Origin of the sequence: Aliiruegeria lutimaris (assembly GCF_900099935.1) — a bacterium.
Taxonomy (GTDB): Bacteria; Pseudomonadota; Alphaproteobacteria; order Rhodobacterales; family Rhodobacteraceae; genus Tropicimonas; species Tropicimonas lutimaris.
This window is the reverse complement of the sequence record NZ_FNEK01000025.1, coordinates 61,301-76,794: the sequence shown is the minus strand read 5'-3', so window position 1 is coordinate 76,794 and position 15,494 is coordinate 61,301. Positions and strand designations below refer to the sequence as shown.

General features: G+C 63.7%; 13 protein-coding genes and 1 pseudogene. 11 read left to right on the top strand and 3 right to left on the bottom strand.

The genetic code is table 11. From position 1 onward, the window contains the following. Positions 1-224 precede the first annotated feature (224 nt). A pseudogene (locus BLR85_RS13465) lies at positions 225-509 on the bottom strand (integrase core domain-containing protein); the annotation flags it as partial. A 654-nt stretch (positions 510-1,163) separates the two neighbouring features. Between BLR85_RS13465 and BLR85_RS13460 the strand changes: the two are divergent. The 4 genes from BLR85_RS13460 (at position 1,164) to BLR85_RS13445 (ending at position 6,738) form a co-directional block, all read left to right on the top strand. Next, positions 1,164-2,684 carry a DUF1254 domain-containing protein gene (locus BLR85_RS13460; RefSeq protein ID WP_093156756.1) on the top strand — a complete coding sequence of 507 codons (1,521 nt, stop codon included), beginning with the start codon at positions 1,164-1,166 and terminating at the stop codon, positions 2,682-2,684. An 841-nt stretch (positions 2,685-3,525) separates the two neighbouring features. Continuing rightward, entirely contained in the window at positions 3,526-4,659 is a 1,134-nt protein-coding gene (locus BLR85_RS13455) for a type III PLP-dependent enzyme (protein WP_093156754.1), read from the top strand. Between the two features lie 32 nt (positions 4,660-4,691). Beyond that, the gene (locus tag BLR85_RS13450; RefSeq protein ID WP_212635090.1) at positions 4,692-5,231 is read left to right on the top strand and encodes a GNAT family N-acetyltransferase; all 540 of its coding nucleotides are present in this window, start codon (positions 4,692-4,694) and stop codon (positions 5,229-5,231) included. Positions 5,232-5,289: 58 nt separating this feature from the next. Then, on the top strand, positions 5,290-6,738 hold the full coding sequence (locus BLR85_RS13445) for a homospermidine synthase (protein ID WP_093156748.1): 1,449 nt from the start codon (positions 5,290-5,292) through the stop codon (positions 6,736-6,738). 94 nt (positions 6,739-6,832) lie between these two features. On the opposite strand, the gene BLR85_RS13440 is transcribed toward BLR85_RS13445, so the two are convergent. Both BLR85_RS13440 and BLR85_RS13435 read right to left on the bottom strand, forming a co-directional pair. After that, positions 6,833-7,174 (bottom strand): hypothetical protein, encoded by a 342-nt coding sequence (locus BLR85_RS13440; protein WP_093156743.1) that lies wholly within the window; start codon positions 7,172-7,174, stop codon positions 6,833-6,835. 101 nt (positions 7,175-7,275) lie between these two features. Then, positions 7,276-8,205: a LysR family transcriptional regulator gene (locus BLR85_RS13435; protein ID WP_093156740.1), complete on the bottom strand. Its 930-nt coding sequence runs from the start codon at positions 8,203-8,205 to the stop codon at positions 7,276-7,278. 108 nt (positions 8,206-8,313) lie between these two features. Between BLR85_RS13435 and BLR85_RS13430 the strand changes: the two genes are divergently transcribed. From BLR85_RS13430 to BLR85_RS13400, 7 genes are all read left to right on the top strand, one after another. Continuing rightward, positions 8,314-9,312 (top strand): class 1 fructose-bisphosphatase, encoded by a 999-nt coding sequence (locus tag BLR85_RS13430; protein WP_425284481.1) that lies wholly within the window; start codon positions 8,314-8,316, stop codon positions 9,310-9,312. 48 nt (positions 9,313-9,360) lie between these two features. Next, on the top strand, positions 9,361-10,233 hold the full coding sequence (locus BLR85_RS13425; RefSeq protein WP_093156734.1) for a phosphoribulokinase: 873 nt from the start codon (positions 9,361-9,363) through the stop codon (positions 10,231-10,233). 13 nt (positions 10,234-10,246) lie between these two features. After that, the gene (tkt, locus tag BLR85_RS13420) at positions 10,247-12,244 is read left to right on the top strand and encodes a transketolase (RefSeq protein WP_093156731.1); all 1,998 of its coding nucleotides are present in this window, start codon (positions 10,247-10,249) and stop codon (positions 12,242-12,244) included. 2 nt (positions 12,245-12,246) lie between these two features. Beyond that, positions 12,247-13,326, top strand: a complete 1,080-nt coding sequence (gene fba / locus BLR85_RS13415) for a class II fructose-bisphosphate aldolase (RefSeq protein WP_093156728.1) — start codon at positions 12,247-12,249, stop codon at positions 13,324-13,326. A gap of 91 nt (positions 13,327-13,417) precedes the next feature. Next, a complete protein-coding gene (rpe, locus tag BLR85_RS13410; protein ID WP_093156725.1) occupies positions 13,418-14,113 on the top strand; it encodes a ribulose-phosphate 3-epimerase in 696 nt (231 codons plus the stop codon). After that, the gene (locus BLR85_RS13405) at positions 14,113-14,769 is read left to right on the top strand and encodes an HAD-IA family hydrolase (RefSeq protein WP_093156722.1); all 657 of its coding nucleotides are present in this window, start codon (positions 14,113-14,115) and stop codon (positions 14,767-14,769) included. The genes rpe and BLR85_RS13405 overlap by 1 nt, the downstream gene beginning before the upstream one ends. Beyond that, the gene (locus tag BLR85_RS13400; protein WP_170844566.1) at positions 14,769-15,488 is read left to right on the top strand and encodes an HAD family hydrolase; all 720 of its coding nucleotides are present in this window, start codon (positions 14,769-14,771) and stop codon (positions 15,486-15,488) included. Before BLR85_RS13405 ends, BLR85_RS13400 begins: the two co-directional genes overlap by 1 nt. Positions 15,489-15,494: the final 6 nt, after the last annotated feature.

Genomic DNA, 15,494 nt, shown 5'->3' with positions numbered 1-15,494 from the left:
GCGATACATCTATCCCGAGGACGGTGGTCTCAGCTACCATGTCACTCTCTCTTCCTTATGCTTCGCGGTCCCGCAGAACGGGCCGCCGTCAACTGTTCGAGACGGTGAAGAGAGGCGGGATCAGCCTGCTAGGGAACGTGGTCAGGCCACAAGGTGTTTAGCGCTGTATCCCACCCCGTCGCCGGTCCTGGCCGGGAGCGGCGACGGGGAACCTTTAGCAGGATTCAGACACATAAGGTGTTCAGTCCCGGCATCTGGTGGATCGGGTCGACGATGAATCGATGTTGCTGTGAAGTCCATATCTTGCATATGTATTCTTACGGCGTGAGCCCGCTGAGAGTCTTGAGACGACGCGCAAAGTTTTAGGCATCGAGGAAGTCGGCGAGATGGCCGCGTAGCTGATCGTGGCTATCGTAGTGGTACCGCTTGACGGTGGTGTCCTTGATCGTGCGGTTCATCCGCTCGACTTGGCCGTTGGTCCACGGGTGGTTCGGTTTGGTCAGCCGATTGTTTCCATTTGGACTCCAAATCGGATAAATCTGTGCTATTGTGTCCAAATTGGGGCCCATTACTCACACCCATACCCCCTGAACCCCGGTCGCAGATTTCGCTGCGCCGGGGTTCTTCGTGCGAGGTTGAGAGTTTACCGCCGCTGAAAATTCCTCATGAGTTTCAATACCGCTGTGCTCACAGGGTTTATCGTGGAAGCTGTTGTTTTCCGGGGATTGTCGGCGTCCTGCAGGGGGCGCCACTCCAATAAACTACATAAAAACCAATTATTTACGGCAAAAGCAACCGCCTCCGGCAGGATTACGCGCACTACTGCGGCGACCTCCCGAAGACCGTCAGAGGCCTCTGTGGAACAGCCGAAAGCGCCGGGGTTGGCGCATGGATTACTCGTTCAGTCCTTCGACAGGCACCGCTTGGTTTCTGTGCAAGGACCACGCAGGGTTCCGCCCGGGGACTGGGCCCCTCTCTCGCTGAACCGTCTTTTCCTTCTCCTAGGCCAGCCCGATGGTGCATCGGGTGGTGCCAATGACATGGCACGAGATCTGACATCCGACCTGAGCGAACGTGACGCGGAAGAATATCCCTTTTTCGTCAGGAAACGGCGTAACGTCTGCCCTAAAGGCAACCAGCAATGCCTTTATGGAGGAATTTCGATGAAACATTCTGTCGCGCATTTAGCAGCCGCAGGGGTACTCACGCTCCTCGGCACAGTGGCGCTCGCTCAGACACCTCAAACCTACTCGGCGGATGTGCCCGCAAAAATCACGACCCCCGACAGCGTCAAAACACGGATAGGGACGCTTGCCTTCGAGAACGGCGCCCCTGACGCAAACACCGTGCAGACCATCTATGACAACCTTGACTTCATGCGAGGCGTCGACACTTTCCTGACCGGCATTTCCGCCACCTCCGTCCGGACCGCGTGCAACGGGCTCGAGAGCATCGGCATCAAACCCAATGGGGGCGTCGGGATCACCGAGGATCTGATGAACGCGCACTCGCTGTTCCTCACCCCGAATACGACGACGGTCTACGGCTTCGCCTGCCTGGATCTGACCGAAGGGCCGATGGTCCTCGAGGTGCCGTCGGGCGTCCTCGGACCTGTGGACGACGCGGATTTCCGGTGGGTAACCGATGTCGGCCTCACGGGGCCGGATACCGGCAAAGGCGGCAAGTACCTCTTCCTGCCCCCGGGTTACAAGGGGACGCCCCCGACCGACGGCTATTTTGTCCAGACACCACGGACGAACACGCTCCTGTTCTTCTTCCGGGCCTTTGTGAAGGATGGGGACGTCGCTGCGGCCGTAGACCACGTGAAACAGGGCACGAAACTCTATCAACACGCCGCTACGACCGGGACGGAAGAGCCTCCAAAGACCGAGTTCGTCAACACCTCTGGCGTTCAGTTCAACACGATCAGCGCGAACGACTTCAGCTTTTTCGAGGAGTTGAACGAGGTCGTGCAGAAGGAACCCGCCGACTGGGTCGATCCCGATACCGTTGGCCTCTTCGCCTCCATCGGCATTCGTAAAGGCCAGGAATTCGCGCCCGACGACCGGATGAAAGCGATCCTGACAGATGCGGTGGCCGTGGGGAACGCAACCGCGCGGGCTTTCCTCTTCGATCCCCGCGATCCGGACGCCTATTTCTATCCGGACCGCAAGTGGTTCACCGCGTTCATCGGCGGAAGCTACGAGTTCCTCGACGGGGCCGAACGGCTTCTCGACGCCCGGACCATGTTCTTTTACTACGCAACCGGCATCACTCCGGCGATGGCGGAGGCGAAGGTTGGCTCCGGCTCGTCCTACGCAGCCTTGGTTCGAGATGCGAACGGAGACGTGCTCGACGGCGGCAAGACCTACAAGGTTACGCTGCCCGGCCCGGTTCCGGCCAAGGAGTTCTGGTCCTTTGTCGTCTACGACAACCAGACACGCTCGATACTCGAAACGCAGCAAAAGCTGGCGGGCGTGGATAGCACCGACAAGTCACTGAAAGTGGAGTCGGACGGCTCCGTTACCGTCTGGTTCGGGCCCGCAGCTTCGGAAGGGCAGGAGGCAAACTGGGTTCAGACAATGCCCGGAAAGGGTTTCAACGTCCTGCTTAGGCTCTACGGCCCGCTTGAGCCTTGGTTCGACAAGAGTTGGAAACCGGGCGACTTCGAACCGGTGAATTAGGCTGCCGCTCGGGCCGCTCCAATTTCGAAGGCGTTCCGGGAAGGAGGGCGGACAGGGTTTCATCCCGGCTGACCGCTTTTCGGGAACGCGATCGGTCGGCTGTCCGGAGCCCTGATCAGCCAAGGCCGCCCCTCGGCGCTCCCACATGGCAGCCCCAAACGGCACCGCAGGGGGCACTGACCGATCCGTTTTGGCCATGTACCCGTTGTCCGTTCGGGCCACGCAGACATGCCCGCAGAAGGTCTGCATCGGGCCGCGGCGAGGTTGCCGCTCATGCCGTTTTCGAACCCGAAAAAACTCCGGCCACGGACAGAAACCCCACCAGTAAGATGCGTCCGAACACCCTGCGGAAAATCTTCGCGGCAGCTTTTCTTTTTGTATTGCAAAACGTCGGAATTGCGGTAAGTGCGCGCTCAGCCCAAGGTCGAACGTGCCTGTGGGCGCCCACGGTCCAGACGTCGGATCGACTCGATACTTCGAAGTCGGTCAAGTCTGCGGAAGACGCAGGCGGGTGGCGGGTTAGGTCGACGGTACATCGATATGTCCAGGCATATCGAGGCGGGAAGGTTGGATGTCTCGCCGGGCGCCTTGAAGCAACGACGGTAGGGCCCTTTGCCTGCGCTGGTGTCCAAAGTCAGCCTCAAAGCGGCACACCTTTGTTGTCGGACGTGCGGACGGGATTACCGTTCCAATCCAAGACAGCGCTTGATCGCGCCGGTTTCGCAGTTCTGCGGCGCCGGGTCCGGTCGGCTTCTCGATCCGTTTCGCGGCGCGTCCACGGCCCGCGTCACCGCGAAGGGGCTGGCCGGGTTCAAACCCTTGTCTGGATGGAGAGGCCCCAATGACGTCCGCCCGCATCGCCGATTACATCAACGCGAACCAGTTCGACGAGCCCTGCCTGATCGTCGACACCGAAGTCGTGCGCGAAAACTACCTGTCCTATGCCCATGCGCTGCCGGACACGCGCATCTTCTACGCTGTGAAGGCCAACCCCGCGCCGCAGATCCTGTCGCTGCTGGCCAAACTCGGCTCCTCCTTCGACTGCGCCTCGATGCAGGAAATCGAGATGGCGCTGGCCGCCGGTGCCACGCCGGACCGCATCTCCTTTGGCAACACCATCAAGAAGGAGCGCGACATCGCGCGTGCCTTCGATGCCGGTATTCGCCTCTTCGCCGTCGATGCGGTGGCCGAGGTCGATAAAGTGGCGCGCGCAGCCCCCGGCGCGCGGGTCTTCTGCCGGATCCTCTGTGATGGCGAGGGCGCCGAATGGCCGCTGTCGCGCAAGTTCGGCTGTGCCACCACGATGGCGCCGCACGTGCTGGGCACGGCGCGCGATCTCGGGCTCGAGCCCTACGGCGTGTCCTTCCATGTCGGCTCGCAGCAGACCAATCTCGATGCCTGGGACAAAGCGCTGGCGGAGGCCGCCTGGGTCTTCGACGCAATGGCCCAGCAAAACGTGTACCTGCAGATGGTCAATCTTGGCGGCGGCTTCCCGACGCGCTACCTGCGCGACGTGCCGGCGACCGAAGCCTATGGCGAGGCGATCCACGGCGCGCTGATCAAGCATTTCGGCAACGCGCTGCCGCTGACCATCATCGAGCCGGGCCGTGGCATGGTGGGCTCCGCCGGTACGATTCGTGCCGAAGTGGTGCTGGTCTCGACCAAGGATGTCGAGTTCGATGTCCGCTGGGTCTATCTCGACATCGGCAAGTTCGGCGGACTGGCCGAGACCATGGACGAGGCGATCCGCTACAAGATCCGCTCGCGACGAGACCACGACGAGATGGCGCCCTGTATCCTCGCCGGGCCGACCTGCGACAGCGCCGATGTGCTCTACGAAAAGAACCACTACCCGATGCCCCTCACGCTGACCGTGGGCGACGAGATCCTGATCGAGGGAACCGGCGCTTATACAACGACCTATTCGGCGCAGGCCTTCAACGGCTTCCCGCCGCTGCGATCGGTCATCCTTTGATGGCGCGGGACTTCGCGGCCAGAGCGGCCGCGGTGGAACTCGTCATCCGCGCCGAGCAACCCTCCGACGCGCCGGCGCGCGAGGCGCTGCTGGACACCACGATGGGCGCAATTCGCTTCTCGCGCAGCTCTGAACGGCTGCGCGAAGGGCGTCTGCCCGCGCTGTCCCTTGTCGCCGAGATGCCCGGCGGCCTCGTGGGCACGGTACGGCTTTGGCATGTGCGGGCCGGTGGCCTCAGCAGGGCCGTTATGCTCGGCCCGCTCGCCGTCGACCCGGCGCAGCAGGGGTTCGGCGTGGGCGCCGCGCTCATGCTCTCGGCCCTGGCGACGCTGCGCATGCAGGATTGTCGCGCCATCGTCCTGGTGGGCGACCCGCCCTATTACGAGCGTTTCGGCTTTCATGCCCGCCACGCGCGCCGGCTGCATATGCCCGGTCCGTTCGAACGCCACCGGCTGCTGGGTCTGCCACTGGAGCCGGGCGCGCTCGATCATGCCCACGGGGTTCTGCGCCCCTGCGGCCCAAGCATCACACAGGCTGTCCCCGAGCGCGCAACCGCGTCCCGGGCCGCCTGATGGAAACCACACTCGACAGAAAGGAGCGGCCCGGCTTTGCCAGTGGCCACAGCAACGGATGACAGAGAAGACATACCCCAACCATGGCACGATTACCGGCCCCGTGGTGATGATCGGTTTTGGCTCCATCGGTCGCGGCACATTGCCCTTGATCGAACGCCATTTTAATTTCGACCCCAAACGGCTGGTCGTGATCGATCCCGTGGACAAGGACCGTGCCCTGGTCGAGAATCGCGGCTACCGCTTCGTAAAGGCGGAGCTAACGCGCCGCAACTATCGCGAGTTGCTCGCGCCCTACCTTACAGCGGGCGAGGGGCAGGGATTCTGCGTGAACCTCTCGGTGGACACCTCTTCGCTCGACCTGATGAAACTCTGTCGTGAACTTGGCGTGCTCTATATCGACACCGTGATTGAGCCCTGGCCGGGCTTTTATTTCGACGAGACGGCCGGGAATGCCGCGCGCACCAACTACGCCCTGCGTGAAACCGTCCGGGCGGAAAAGGCGGCCAATCCCGGCGGCACGACGGCGGTGTCCTGCTGCGGCGCGAATCCGGGCATGGTGTCGTGGTTCGTCAAGCAGGCGCTTCTGGACGTTGCCGAAGCCGTCGGTGCCGATATCGACGAGCCCGCCGCGAATGACCGCGATGGCTGGGCGCGGCTCATGCAGCGCGTCGGCGTGAAAGGCATCCACATCGCGGAGCGCGATACGCAGCGCTCCGACGCGCCCAAACCGTCGAATGTCTTCGTCAACACCTGGTCGGTCGAGGGTTTCATCTCGGAGGGGTTGCAGCCGGCCGAGCTCGGTTGGGGCACCAGCGAGACCTGGATGCCCGCCAATGCGAAGGGCTATGAGGAAGGCTGCCAGGCGGCGATCTATCTCGAACAGCCCGGCGCCGCGACCCGCGTGCGCAGCTGGTGCCCGACCCCGGGGCCGCAATACGGCTTTCTGGTGACCCATAACGAGTCGATCTCGATAGCGGATTTTTTCACGGTCCGGGATGCCGAGGGCGCTGTCGCCTATCGGCCGACCTGTCACTACGCCTATCACCCCGCCAACCTCGCCGTATTGTCGTTGCACGAGATGTTCGGCAATGGTGGCACCGCGCAGCCGGAGATGCAGGTTCTCGACGAGAGCAACATCGTCGATGGCGTCGATGAGCTTGGCGTGCTGCTTTATGGCCACCGCCGGAATGCCTACTGGTACGGCTCGCAGCTTTCCATCGGCGAAACCCGGGCGCTTGCACCGCAGCAGAACGCGACCGGCCTGCAGGTCACTTCGGCGGTGCTGGCCGGAATGGCCTGGGCGCTCGCCAACCCGAAGGCCGGCATCGTCGAAACCGACGAGATGGACTTCCGCTTCTGCCTCGGGGTGCAACTGCCCTATCTCGGGCCGGTAAAGGGCTATTTCACCGACTGGACGCCGCTCAAGGACAGGCTTTCGCTGTTCCCCGAGGAACTGGACCGGCAGAACCCGTGGTCCTTCCGGAATATTCTCGTCACCGTCTGATCTCTCGCTTCCCTCGCCCGGACCGTGCATGCGGTCTGGGAAAACCTGCCGCTTCCGCCCGCATTTCCGCGGGTGGAAGCGGTTCGGCCAGCTATCACGTCGCACCCCAAGGCGGCGTAACCGGCTTGCCGTCCACCCTGACCTCGCCGGCCACGTTGTCGAGCACGACCGGGTTGTCGAAAAGGGTCAGCACCGGACGCACGCCGAAACGTCCCTCCATCCAGTCTGCCCAGCCTTCGTTGAACCACGCTTCGGCATCCGCGCGGGTGGCAAACTCGTAGACCCCGCCGCCGCCGGCCTCGCTGTCGAGGTAATATTTGCGGCGCAGCCCCTTCACCTCGTGAAAAATCTTCGTGGACTCGAGCGATTGGGCGATCACTACCTCCCGTGTCCGTCGGGGTCCGTCGAGCGGAATCTGAACCAGAGCAATGATCATCGATGCGCCTCCCCCTTGTGCGCCGCGCGGCCTCCTCGGCGCGGCAGGCCGATGCTAGCAGGTCGCATCGCATTCTCAAGCGTGCGGACCGGCGGCGCCCCTCAACTGAGCGTGCGCGCGAAGATCGGTTCAACCAACGCCAGGATCCGGTCATGGACCTCGCCCGCAGCCCCCGAAGGCGGCCGGTCGGCCGGGTAGAGCAGGAACCATTTGCGCACGATGGGCATATTCGGCGTGCGCAGGGCCACCAGCCGCCCCGAATGCAGCTCCTCGGTAATCGTATGCTGGGAAAGGATCGCAATTCCGAGCCCCGCGATCACCGATTGCTTGATGGTCTCGTTGGACGACATCTCGATCACTTCCGCCGGATCGCCGGCATCGAGGCCATACAGGAACCGTTCGCTGAGCACCCGCGTTCCCGAGCCGTATTCGCGCGCAAGAAAGGGCTCAGCCAGGATCTCCTCGGCCGAAACACTCTCGCGCCCGGCCAGCGGATGATCGGCGGCAGCAACGAGAAGATGCGGGTTCGGGCCAATCGCCGTGGCCGAAACCGGCGGGTTGCGGGGCGGCCGCCCCATCAGGGCAAGGTCGAAGGCCCGGTCTTCGAGGCCCGACAGGATCTCCCCGCGGTTGCCCACCTTCAGCTTGACATCGACCTCGGGCAGTTCCCGCTTCAACCGCGCAACCAGTTCCGGGGCGAAATACTTCGCCGTGCTGACCACGCCCAAAACAACCGTGCCCGCCTTGCCGCTGCGGAGCGCCTCGATCATGTACACGGCCTGCCGAAGGCTTGCGTCCGCCTTGTCGAAAGCAACGAGCAACGCCGCCCCTTCCGGTGTGGGCGCAAAGGCTTCCGGCCCCGTCCTGTGCAGCATGGCGCAGGTAAAATTCTCTTCCAGCGCCTTGAGTTGGCTGTGAACCGCGGGCGGAGTCAGGCCAAGTTCTTCGGCGGCCCTGCTGATAGAGCGCAACTCGGTTACCGCGCGCAGGGCACGCAGTTGTTTGAAAGTCAGGGCGTTCAGGCGGTGCATTATATTTTTTGAAACGTTACTTCTGATCTTTTAAATTCACTTATAACTCAAAAAATTGAATATGAAAGCTGTTCCTGAAACGTTGGAGGGGAGGCCGCGATGTTGGAGATAGCCAGTTCAATCGACACGACCCAGGTCCCGGAAGATCTGCGCGCGCCTCTTGATGCGTTGGCGCGGGTGGCGCGGAACCTGTCCTTTACGATCCGGCGCGGCGCGCTCGGCCAGTCCCTCGGCCACGAGGTGGGCGAGAACACCGATGGCGATGCACAAAAGGCGCTGGACGTGCTGGCCGACGAGGCCTTTGCGACAGCGCTGACGGGAACGGGCGTGCGTTGGTATGCCTCCGAGGAGCGCGACCATGTCGAAGCGATGGACCCGGACGGGCGCTACGTGGTCGCCATCGACCCGCTGGACGGCTCCTCGAATATCGACGTGAACGTCTCCATCGGCACGATCTTCTCGATCTACGAGGCCAAGGACGACGCCAATGCGAGCGTGTTACGGCCGGCCAGCGAACAGATCGCCGCGGGCTACGTGATCTACGGCCCCCAGAGCCAGATGATGCTGACCTTTGGCAAGGGCGTGCAGCAATATGTGCTGGACCCTGAAAGCGACAGGTTCCGCCTGCTCGACGCGGCCAAGACCATTCCCGAAGGTTCCAGCGAGTTTGCCATCAACGCCTCGAATTACCGCCACTGGTCCAAGCCCATCCGCGCCTATATCGACGATTGCCTGGCCGGGATAGAGGGCCCGCGCGGCAAGAATTTCAACATGCGTTGGGTGGCCTCGCTCGTGGCCGAAACCCACCGCATCCTGAGCCGGGGCGGTATCTTTCTTTACCCGACCGATAACCGCAAGGGCTACGAACGCGGTCGCCTGCGCATGGTTTATGAATGCGCGCCGATCGCGTTCCTGATCGAACAGGCGGGCGGGGCTGCCACCGATGGCTGCGACGCGATCATGGCCCAGAAGGCCAGTGAGCTGCATGCCCGCACGCCATTCGTTTTCGGCAACAGCGAAAAGGTCGAGCGCGTCACCGCCTATCACGACCTGCCCGACCACGAAGTCTCGGCGCTCTTCGGCCAACGCGGCCTGTTCCGCCTCTGACCCCGTTCCAACACTCACATCCGTATCGCCCAAGGGAGCAATCGCCCAATGAGCAAGAAGCATCCAATCATCTCGGTGACCGGCTCCTCCGGGGCGGGCACCTCCACGGTCAAGCACACCTTCGACCAGATCTTTCGCCGCGAAGGCATCAAGGCCGTCTCGATCGAGGGCGACGCCTTTCACCGGTTCAACCGCGCCGAGATGAAGGCCGAGCTACAGAAACGCTACGATGCCGGAGACCCGACCTTCAGCCATTTCAGCTACGAGGCCAATGAGTTGGGCGAGCTGGAGCGCGTCTTTCGCGAATATGGCGAAACGGGCAAAGGGCGCACCCGCCACTACGTGCATGACGACAAGGAGGCCGAGCGCTATGGCGTACCGCCCGGCGAGTTTACCGAATGGGCCGAATTCGCCAATGACAGCGACCTGCTGTTCTACGAGGGGCTGCACGGGGCGGTTGCCAATGACGAGGTGAACCTGCCGAAGCTGGCCGATCTGAAGATCGGCGTCGTGCCTGTGATCAATCTCGAATGGATCCAGAAGATCCACCGCGACCGCGACAGCCGGGGCTATTCAACCGAGGCCGTGACGGATGTGATCCTGCGCCGGATGCATGCCTATGTGCATTGCATCACGCCGCAATTCACCGAAACGGACGTCAATTTCCAGCGCGTGCCGGTAGTGGACACCTCCAACCCCTTCATCGCCCGCTGGATTCCGACGCCGGACGAGAGCCTCGTCGTGATCCGCTTCAAGAATCCGCGTGGGATCGATTTCTCCTATCTCACCTCGATGATCGGGGGCAGCTGGATGAGCCGCGCCAATTCCATCGTCATCCCGGGGGGCAAGATGGATCTCGCCATGCAGCTGATCTTTACCCCGATGGTCGAACGCCTCGTCCACGAAGCCCGCCGCGCCTGAGGAGCCCACAGAAATGAATATCGAGACCGCTGTTGCGACAGCCACCGAAGATCTTATGTCCAATGCCATCCGCGCGCTCGCCATGGACGCCGTGCAGGCCGCCGATTCCGGCCATCCCGGCGCGCCGATGGGTCTGGCCGACGTGGCCACCGTGCTCTTCAACCGCTTCCTGAATGTCGACCCGAAGGACCATCTATGGCCCGACCGTGACCGTTTCGTGATGAGCGCCGGCCATGGCTCGATGCTGGTCTACGCGATCAACCACCTGCTCGGTTATGACGACATGGATATCGCGCAGCTCAGGAATTTCCGCCAGCTCGGATCCCGCACCGCCGGCCACCCCGAATTCGGCCATGCCAAGGGGATCGAGACCACCACCGGCCCGCTCGGCCAGGGCGTCACGACCGCTGTCGGGATGGCGCTGGCCGAGCGGATGCACAATGCCCGCTTTGGCGACGATCTGGTGGATCACTGGACCTACGTGCTGGCGGGCGATGGTTGCCTGATGGAGGGCATCAGCCACGAAGCCATCGACTTTGCCGGCCATATGGGCCTCGGACGCCTGATCCTCTTCTGGGACGACAACTCCATTACCATCGACGGTTCCACCGACGTCTCGACCTCGACAAACCAGGCTGCCCGCTTTACCGCCGCCGGCTGGCATGTGGAGGCCGTGGACGGGCATGACAAGGAGGCGATTGCCGCCGCCATCGAAGCCGCACGGGCCGATCCGCGCCCCTCGATGATCGCCTGCAAGACCATCATCGGCTTCGGCGCCCCCAACAAGCAGGGCACGGCGGCCACTCATGGCGCACCGCTCGGGGCAGAGGAAATCGCCGCCGCCCGCGAGGTGCTCGGCTGGCCGCATGCCCCCTTCGAGATCCCGAGCGCTGTGCAGGATGCCTGGCGCGAGGTGGCCCGCCGTGGCGGCGACGCGCGCGCGGCCTGGAAAAAGCGGCTGGCCGCCTCGCCAAGAGCTGACGGCTTCCAGCAGTCCCTCGCCCGCCCCGACACCGAAGCGCTGTCCGCGGCGATGGGCAATTACAAGCACCGGCTCTCCAAGGACGCGCCCAAGGTCGCCACCCGGAAGGCGTCGGAAATGGCGCTGGAGATCGTGAACGGCACCCTGCCCAACACGGTTGGCGGCTCGGCCGACCTGACCGGTTCCAACAATACCCGAACCAGCGAGATGCGTCCGGTCACGTCCGGCGATTTCTCGGGCGATTACATCCACTATGGCGTGCGCGAACATGCCATGGCCGCGATCATGAACGGGATCTCGCTGCATGGCGGCTTTGTCCCCTATGGCGGAACCTTCCTCGTCTTTGCCGACTACTGCCGGCCCGCGATCCGCCTCTCGGCACTGATGGAACAGCCCGTCACCTATGTGCTGACCCATGACTCCATCGGATTGGGCGAGGACGGCCCGACCCACCAGCCGGTCGAGACCATCGCCTCGCTGCGCGCCATGCCGAACCTGAACGTGATCCGCCCCGCTGATGCAGTGGAGACGGCAGAGGCGTGGGAAATCGCCGCCAGTTCCGAGAGCACGCCAACGGCGCTCTGCCTGTCGCGGCAGGGGCTTCCGACCCTGCGCACGCGCCACCACGACGCCAACCTGACAGCCCGCGGCGCCTATGTGCTGATGGAAACCGCAGCGGCGCGGGACGTGACCTTGATCGCGACCGGCTCCGAGGTGGAACTGGCGCTCGATGCCGCCATGAGGTTGGCCGAGAAGGGCATTCGCGCCGCCGTCGTCTCGGCCCCTTGCTTCGAGCTCTTCGCCACCCAGTCACCGGCCTACCGGCTCGCCGTGCGCGGCACTGCCCCGCGCGTCGGCATCGAGGCCGCCATCCGCCAAGGCTGGGAAATCATGCTCGAACGCAATGACGGCTTCATCGGAATGACCGGCTTCGGCGCCTCGGCCCCGGCCCCGGCCCTCTATCGCCACTTCGGCATTACCACCGAGGCGATCATCGACAGCGCACTGAAACTCATGGGGAGAAACTGAAAATGGCACTGATCACGCTCCGGCAGCTGCTGGATCACGCCGCCGAGCATGGCTACGGCGTGCCGGCCTTCAACATCAACAACATGGAACAGGGACAGGCGATCATGGAGGCGGCCAAGGAGGTGGACGCCCCGGTGATCATGCAGGTCTCGCGCGGCGCGCGCGGCTATGCCACCGACATCATGCTGGCCAAGATGGTCGAGGCGCTGGCCAAGATCTATCCCAACATCCCGCTCTGCATGCACCAGGACCACGGCAATAACGAGGCCACCTGCATGACCGCCATCTCGCATGGCTTCACCAGCGTGATGATGGACGGCTCTCTCGAAGCCGATGGCAAGACGCCCGCCTCCTATGACTACAACGTGACCATCACCGAACGTGTCTCGCGCATGGCCCATTGGGTGGGTGCCTCGGTCGAAGGCGAACTGGGGGTTCTCGGCTCGCTGGAGACCGGCGAGAGCGCGGCCGAAGACGGCCACGGCGCCGAGGGCAAGCTCAGCCACGACATGCTGTTGACGGACCCCGATCAAGCCGCGGATTTCGTCGCCCATACCAAGGTCGACGCGCTGGCCATCGCCTGCGGCACCTCGCACGGCGCCTACAAGTTCTCGCGCAAGCCCACCGGCGACATCCTCGCCATGGACGTGATCGAGGCTATCCACGCCCGCCTGCCGGACACGCACCTCGTTATGCACGGCTCCTCCTCGGTGCCGCAGGAAATGCAGGACATCATCAACGCCCATGGCGGCGAGATGCCCCAGACCTACGGCGTGCCTGTCGAGGAGATCGAACGCGGAATCCGCCACGGCGTGCGCAAGGTGAATATCGATACCGACTGCCGGATGGCAATGACCGCGCAGTTCCGCCGGGTCGCGCAGGAGAACCCCAGCGAGTTCGACCCGCGCAAATTCCTCAAGCCCGCCCGGGACGCCATGCAGGAGCTTTGCCGCGACCGTTTCGAACGTTTCGGCACCGCGGGACGTGCCAGCCGGATCCGCATCATCCCGATGGATGACATGGCCGCCCGCTATGCCGCTGGCGCGCTCGATCCGCATCCCGCAACGGCCCGCGCCGCCTGAACAGACACGCAGGCCGCCCCCCGGCGCGCGGCCTGCCATTCTTCTTGGCCAAAATACTCACTCGCAACCTAACCACAGGCAGGAGATCTCCATGTCCTTCGACCGTTCCATCAAGATCGCCCCGTCAATCCTCTCCGCAGATTTCGCCAATTTCGGCGCCGAGATCCGCGCCATCGAGGCGCAGGGTTGCGACTGGGTGCACGTGGACGTGATGGATGGCCATTTCGTCCCCAATCTCACCTTCGGCCCGCCGGCGGTGAAAGCCTTCCGCCCGCATGTGACAACGGTCATGGACGTGCATCTCATGATCGCGCCGGTCGATCCCTATATCGACGCCTATGCAGAAGCGGGCGCCGATATCCTGACCGCGCATGTCGAAGCGGGACCCCACACCCACCGCACCCTGCAGGCCATCCGGGCCGCTGGCATGAAGGCCGGGGTGGCGCTGAATCCCGGCACGCCTGCCGAGGCGGTGGAACACCTTCTGGATCTGACCGACCTGGTATGTGTCATGACGGTCAATCCCGGCTTCGGCGGGCAGAAATTCCTCGACATGACGGCCAAGATCCGCGCCCTGCGCGCGATGATCGGTGACCGTCCGATCCATATCGAGATTGACGGTGGAGTCGATCCGGTAACCGCCCCCTTCGTCACCGCTGCCGGGGCGGATGTGCTGGTCGCTGGTTCGGCGGTATTTCGGGGAGGCTCGGTGGATAATCCCGCTGCCTATGGCGAGAACATCCGCACCATTCGCGACTCCGCCCAGTCGATCGGCAAGGTCGCCTGATGGCCCGGCTCGTCTTCGATCTCGACGGAACGCTCGTCGACAGTGCCCCCGACCTGCAGGCAGTCGCAAACCAGGTGCTGTCGGGCGAAGGCTTTGCCCCGATTTCTCTCGACGAGGCCCGTGACTTCATCGGCGAGGGCACCGCCGTCTTCGTCCGCAAGATGCGCGCCCGGCGCGGTATACCCGACAGCGAACAGCCCCGCCTGCTCGCCAGTTTCATGGCGCTCTACGAAAACGCCGTCGAACACACCCAGCCCTATCCCGGTGCCATCGAGATCCTGTCGCGGCTGAAGGAATCCGGTCACAGCCTTGGCCTGTGTACCAACAAACCGCTGGGCCCCTGTATGGCGCTGCTGCGGCATCTGGAGATCGACACCTACTTCGATGCCATCACCGCCGGTGACAGCCTGCCGGTGCACAAGCCCGACCCCGCACCGCTCCTGCACACGCTGGACAGCATGGGAGACGGGCCCGCGTTTTTCATCGGCGACAGCGAGATCGATGGCGAAACCGCGAAGCGGGCCGGCATCCCCTTCGTCTTCTTCACCGAGGGCTATAGCAAGGTCAGGATGAGCGCCCTGCCTTATACGGCGACATTCTCCCGCTATCCGTTCTTGCCCGGCCTGGTCGAGGCCATGCTACGGCGGGCCGCGTGATGTTGCGCGCGCTGATATTCGACGTGGACGGAACGTTGGCCGAGACCGAGGAAGTTCACCGGCAGGCCTTCAATGCAACCTTCGCCGCATCCGGCCTTGGCTGGCAGTGGTCGCCGGAGGATTACACCCGCCTGCTGCGGACGACCGGCGGCAAGGAGCGGATGCGCAGCTACCGGCAGGAGATCGGCGCGGCGCGTCCCACCGATGCTGAGATCGCCGAACTGCATGCGGCAAAGACCGAACGCTATGCCGGGATGATCGCCGCTGGCGGGCTGGCGCTGCGCCCGGGCGTTCGCGAGTTGGTGGCGGGCGCTCGCCGCTCCGGCTTGCGGCTGGCCATAGCCACCACGACGAACCGTCCCAACGTGGATTCACTCTGCGCGGCGTGTTGGGGCCAACCGGCAGAAGCGCTGTTCGAAGTAATCGCCGCCGGCGACGAGGTGTCCCGCAAGAAGCCGGCGCCGGATGTCTACACGCTTGCTTTGGAACGGTTGCGGATTGCGCCGGAACAGGCCGTTGCCTTGGAGGACAGCCGAAATGGCCTCCTCTCGGCACAAGGCGCCGGGATTGCGACCCTTGCGGTTCCTTCCTCCTTCACCGGGGCAGAGGATTTCTCCGAGGCACAATGGCGGGCAGACAGTTACCAATCGGCGGATTTGCCGGATTTCCTGCGTGATGTCGTGGCCGCGAGCAACCAGCCCGCCAGGACATCCGCCTGAAGCGTT

Coding starts and splice junctions, on each gene's coding strand:
- BLR85_RS13460 (WP_093156756.1), top strand. CDS start 1,164: ATGAAACATTCTGTCGCGCATTTAGCAGCCGCAGGGGTACTCACGCTC.
- BLR85_RS13455 (WP_093156754.1), top strand. CDS start 3,526: ATGACGTCCGCCCGCATCGCCGATTACATCAACGCGAACCAGTTCGAC.
- BLR85_RS13445 (WP_093156748.1), top strand. CDS start 5,290: ATGACAGAGAAGACATACCCCAACCATGGCACGATTACCGGCCCCGTG.
- BLR85_RS13440 (WP_093156743.1), bottom strand. CDS start 7,174: ATGATCATTGCTCTGGTTCAGATTCCGCTCGACGGACCCCGACGGACA.
- BLR85_RS13435 (WP_093156740.1), bottom strand. CDS start 8,205: ATGCACCGCCTGAACGCCCTGACTTTCAAACAACTGCGTGCCCTGCGC.
- BLR85_RS13425 (WP_093156734.1), top strand. CDS start 9,361: ATGAGCAAGAAGCATCCAATCATCTCGGTGACCGGCTCCTCCGGGGCG.
- tkt (WP_093156731.1), top strand. CDS start 10,247: ATGAATATCGAGACCGCTGTTGCGACAGCCACCGAAGATCTTATGTCC.
- fba (WP_093156728.1), top strand. CDS start 12,247: ATGGCACTGATCACGCTCCGGCAGCTGCTGGATCACGCCGCCGAGCAT.
- rpe (WP_093156725.1), top strand. CDS start 13,418: ATGTCCTTCGACCGTTCCATCAAGATCGCCCCGTCAATCCTCTCCGCA.
- BLR85_RS13405 (WP_093156722.1), top strand. CDS start 14,113: ATGGCCCGGCTCGTCTTCGATCTCGACGGAACGCTCGTCGACAGTGCC.
- BLR85_RS13400 (WP_170844566.1), top strand. CDS start 14,769: ATGTTGCGCGCGCTGATATTCGACGTGGACGGAACGTTGGCCGAGACC.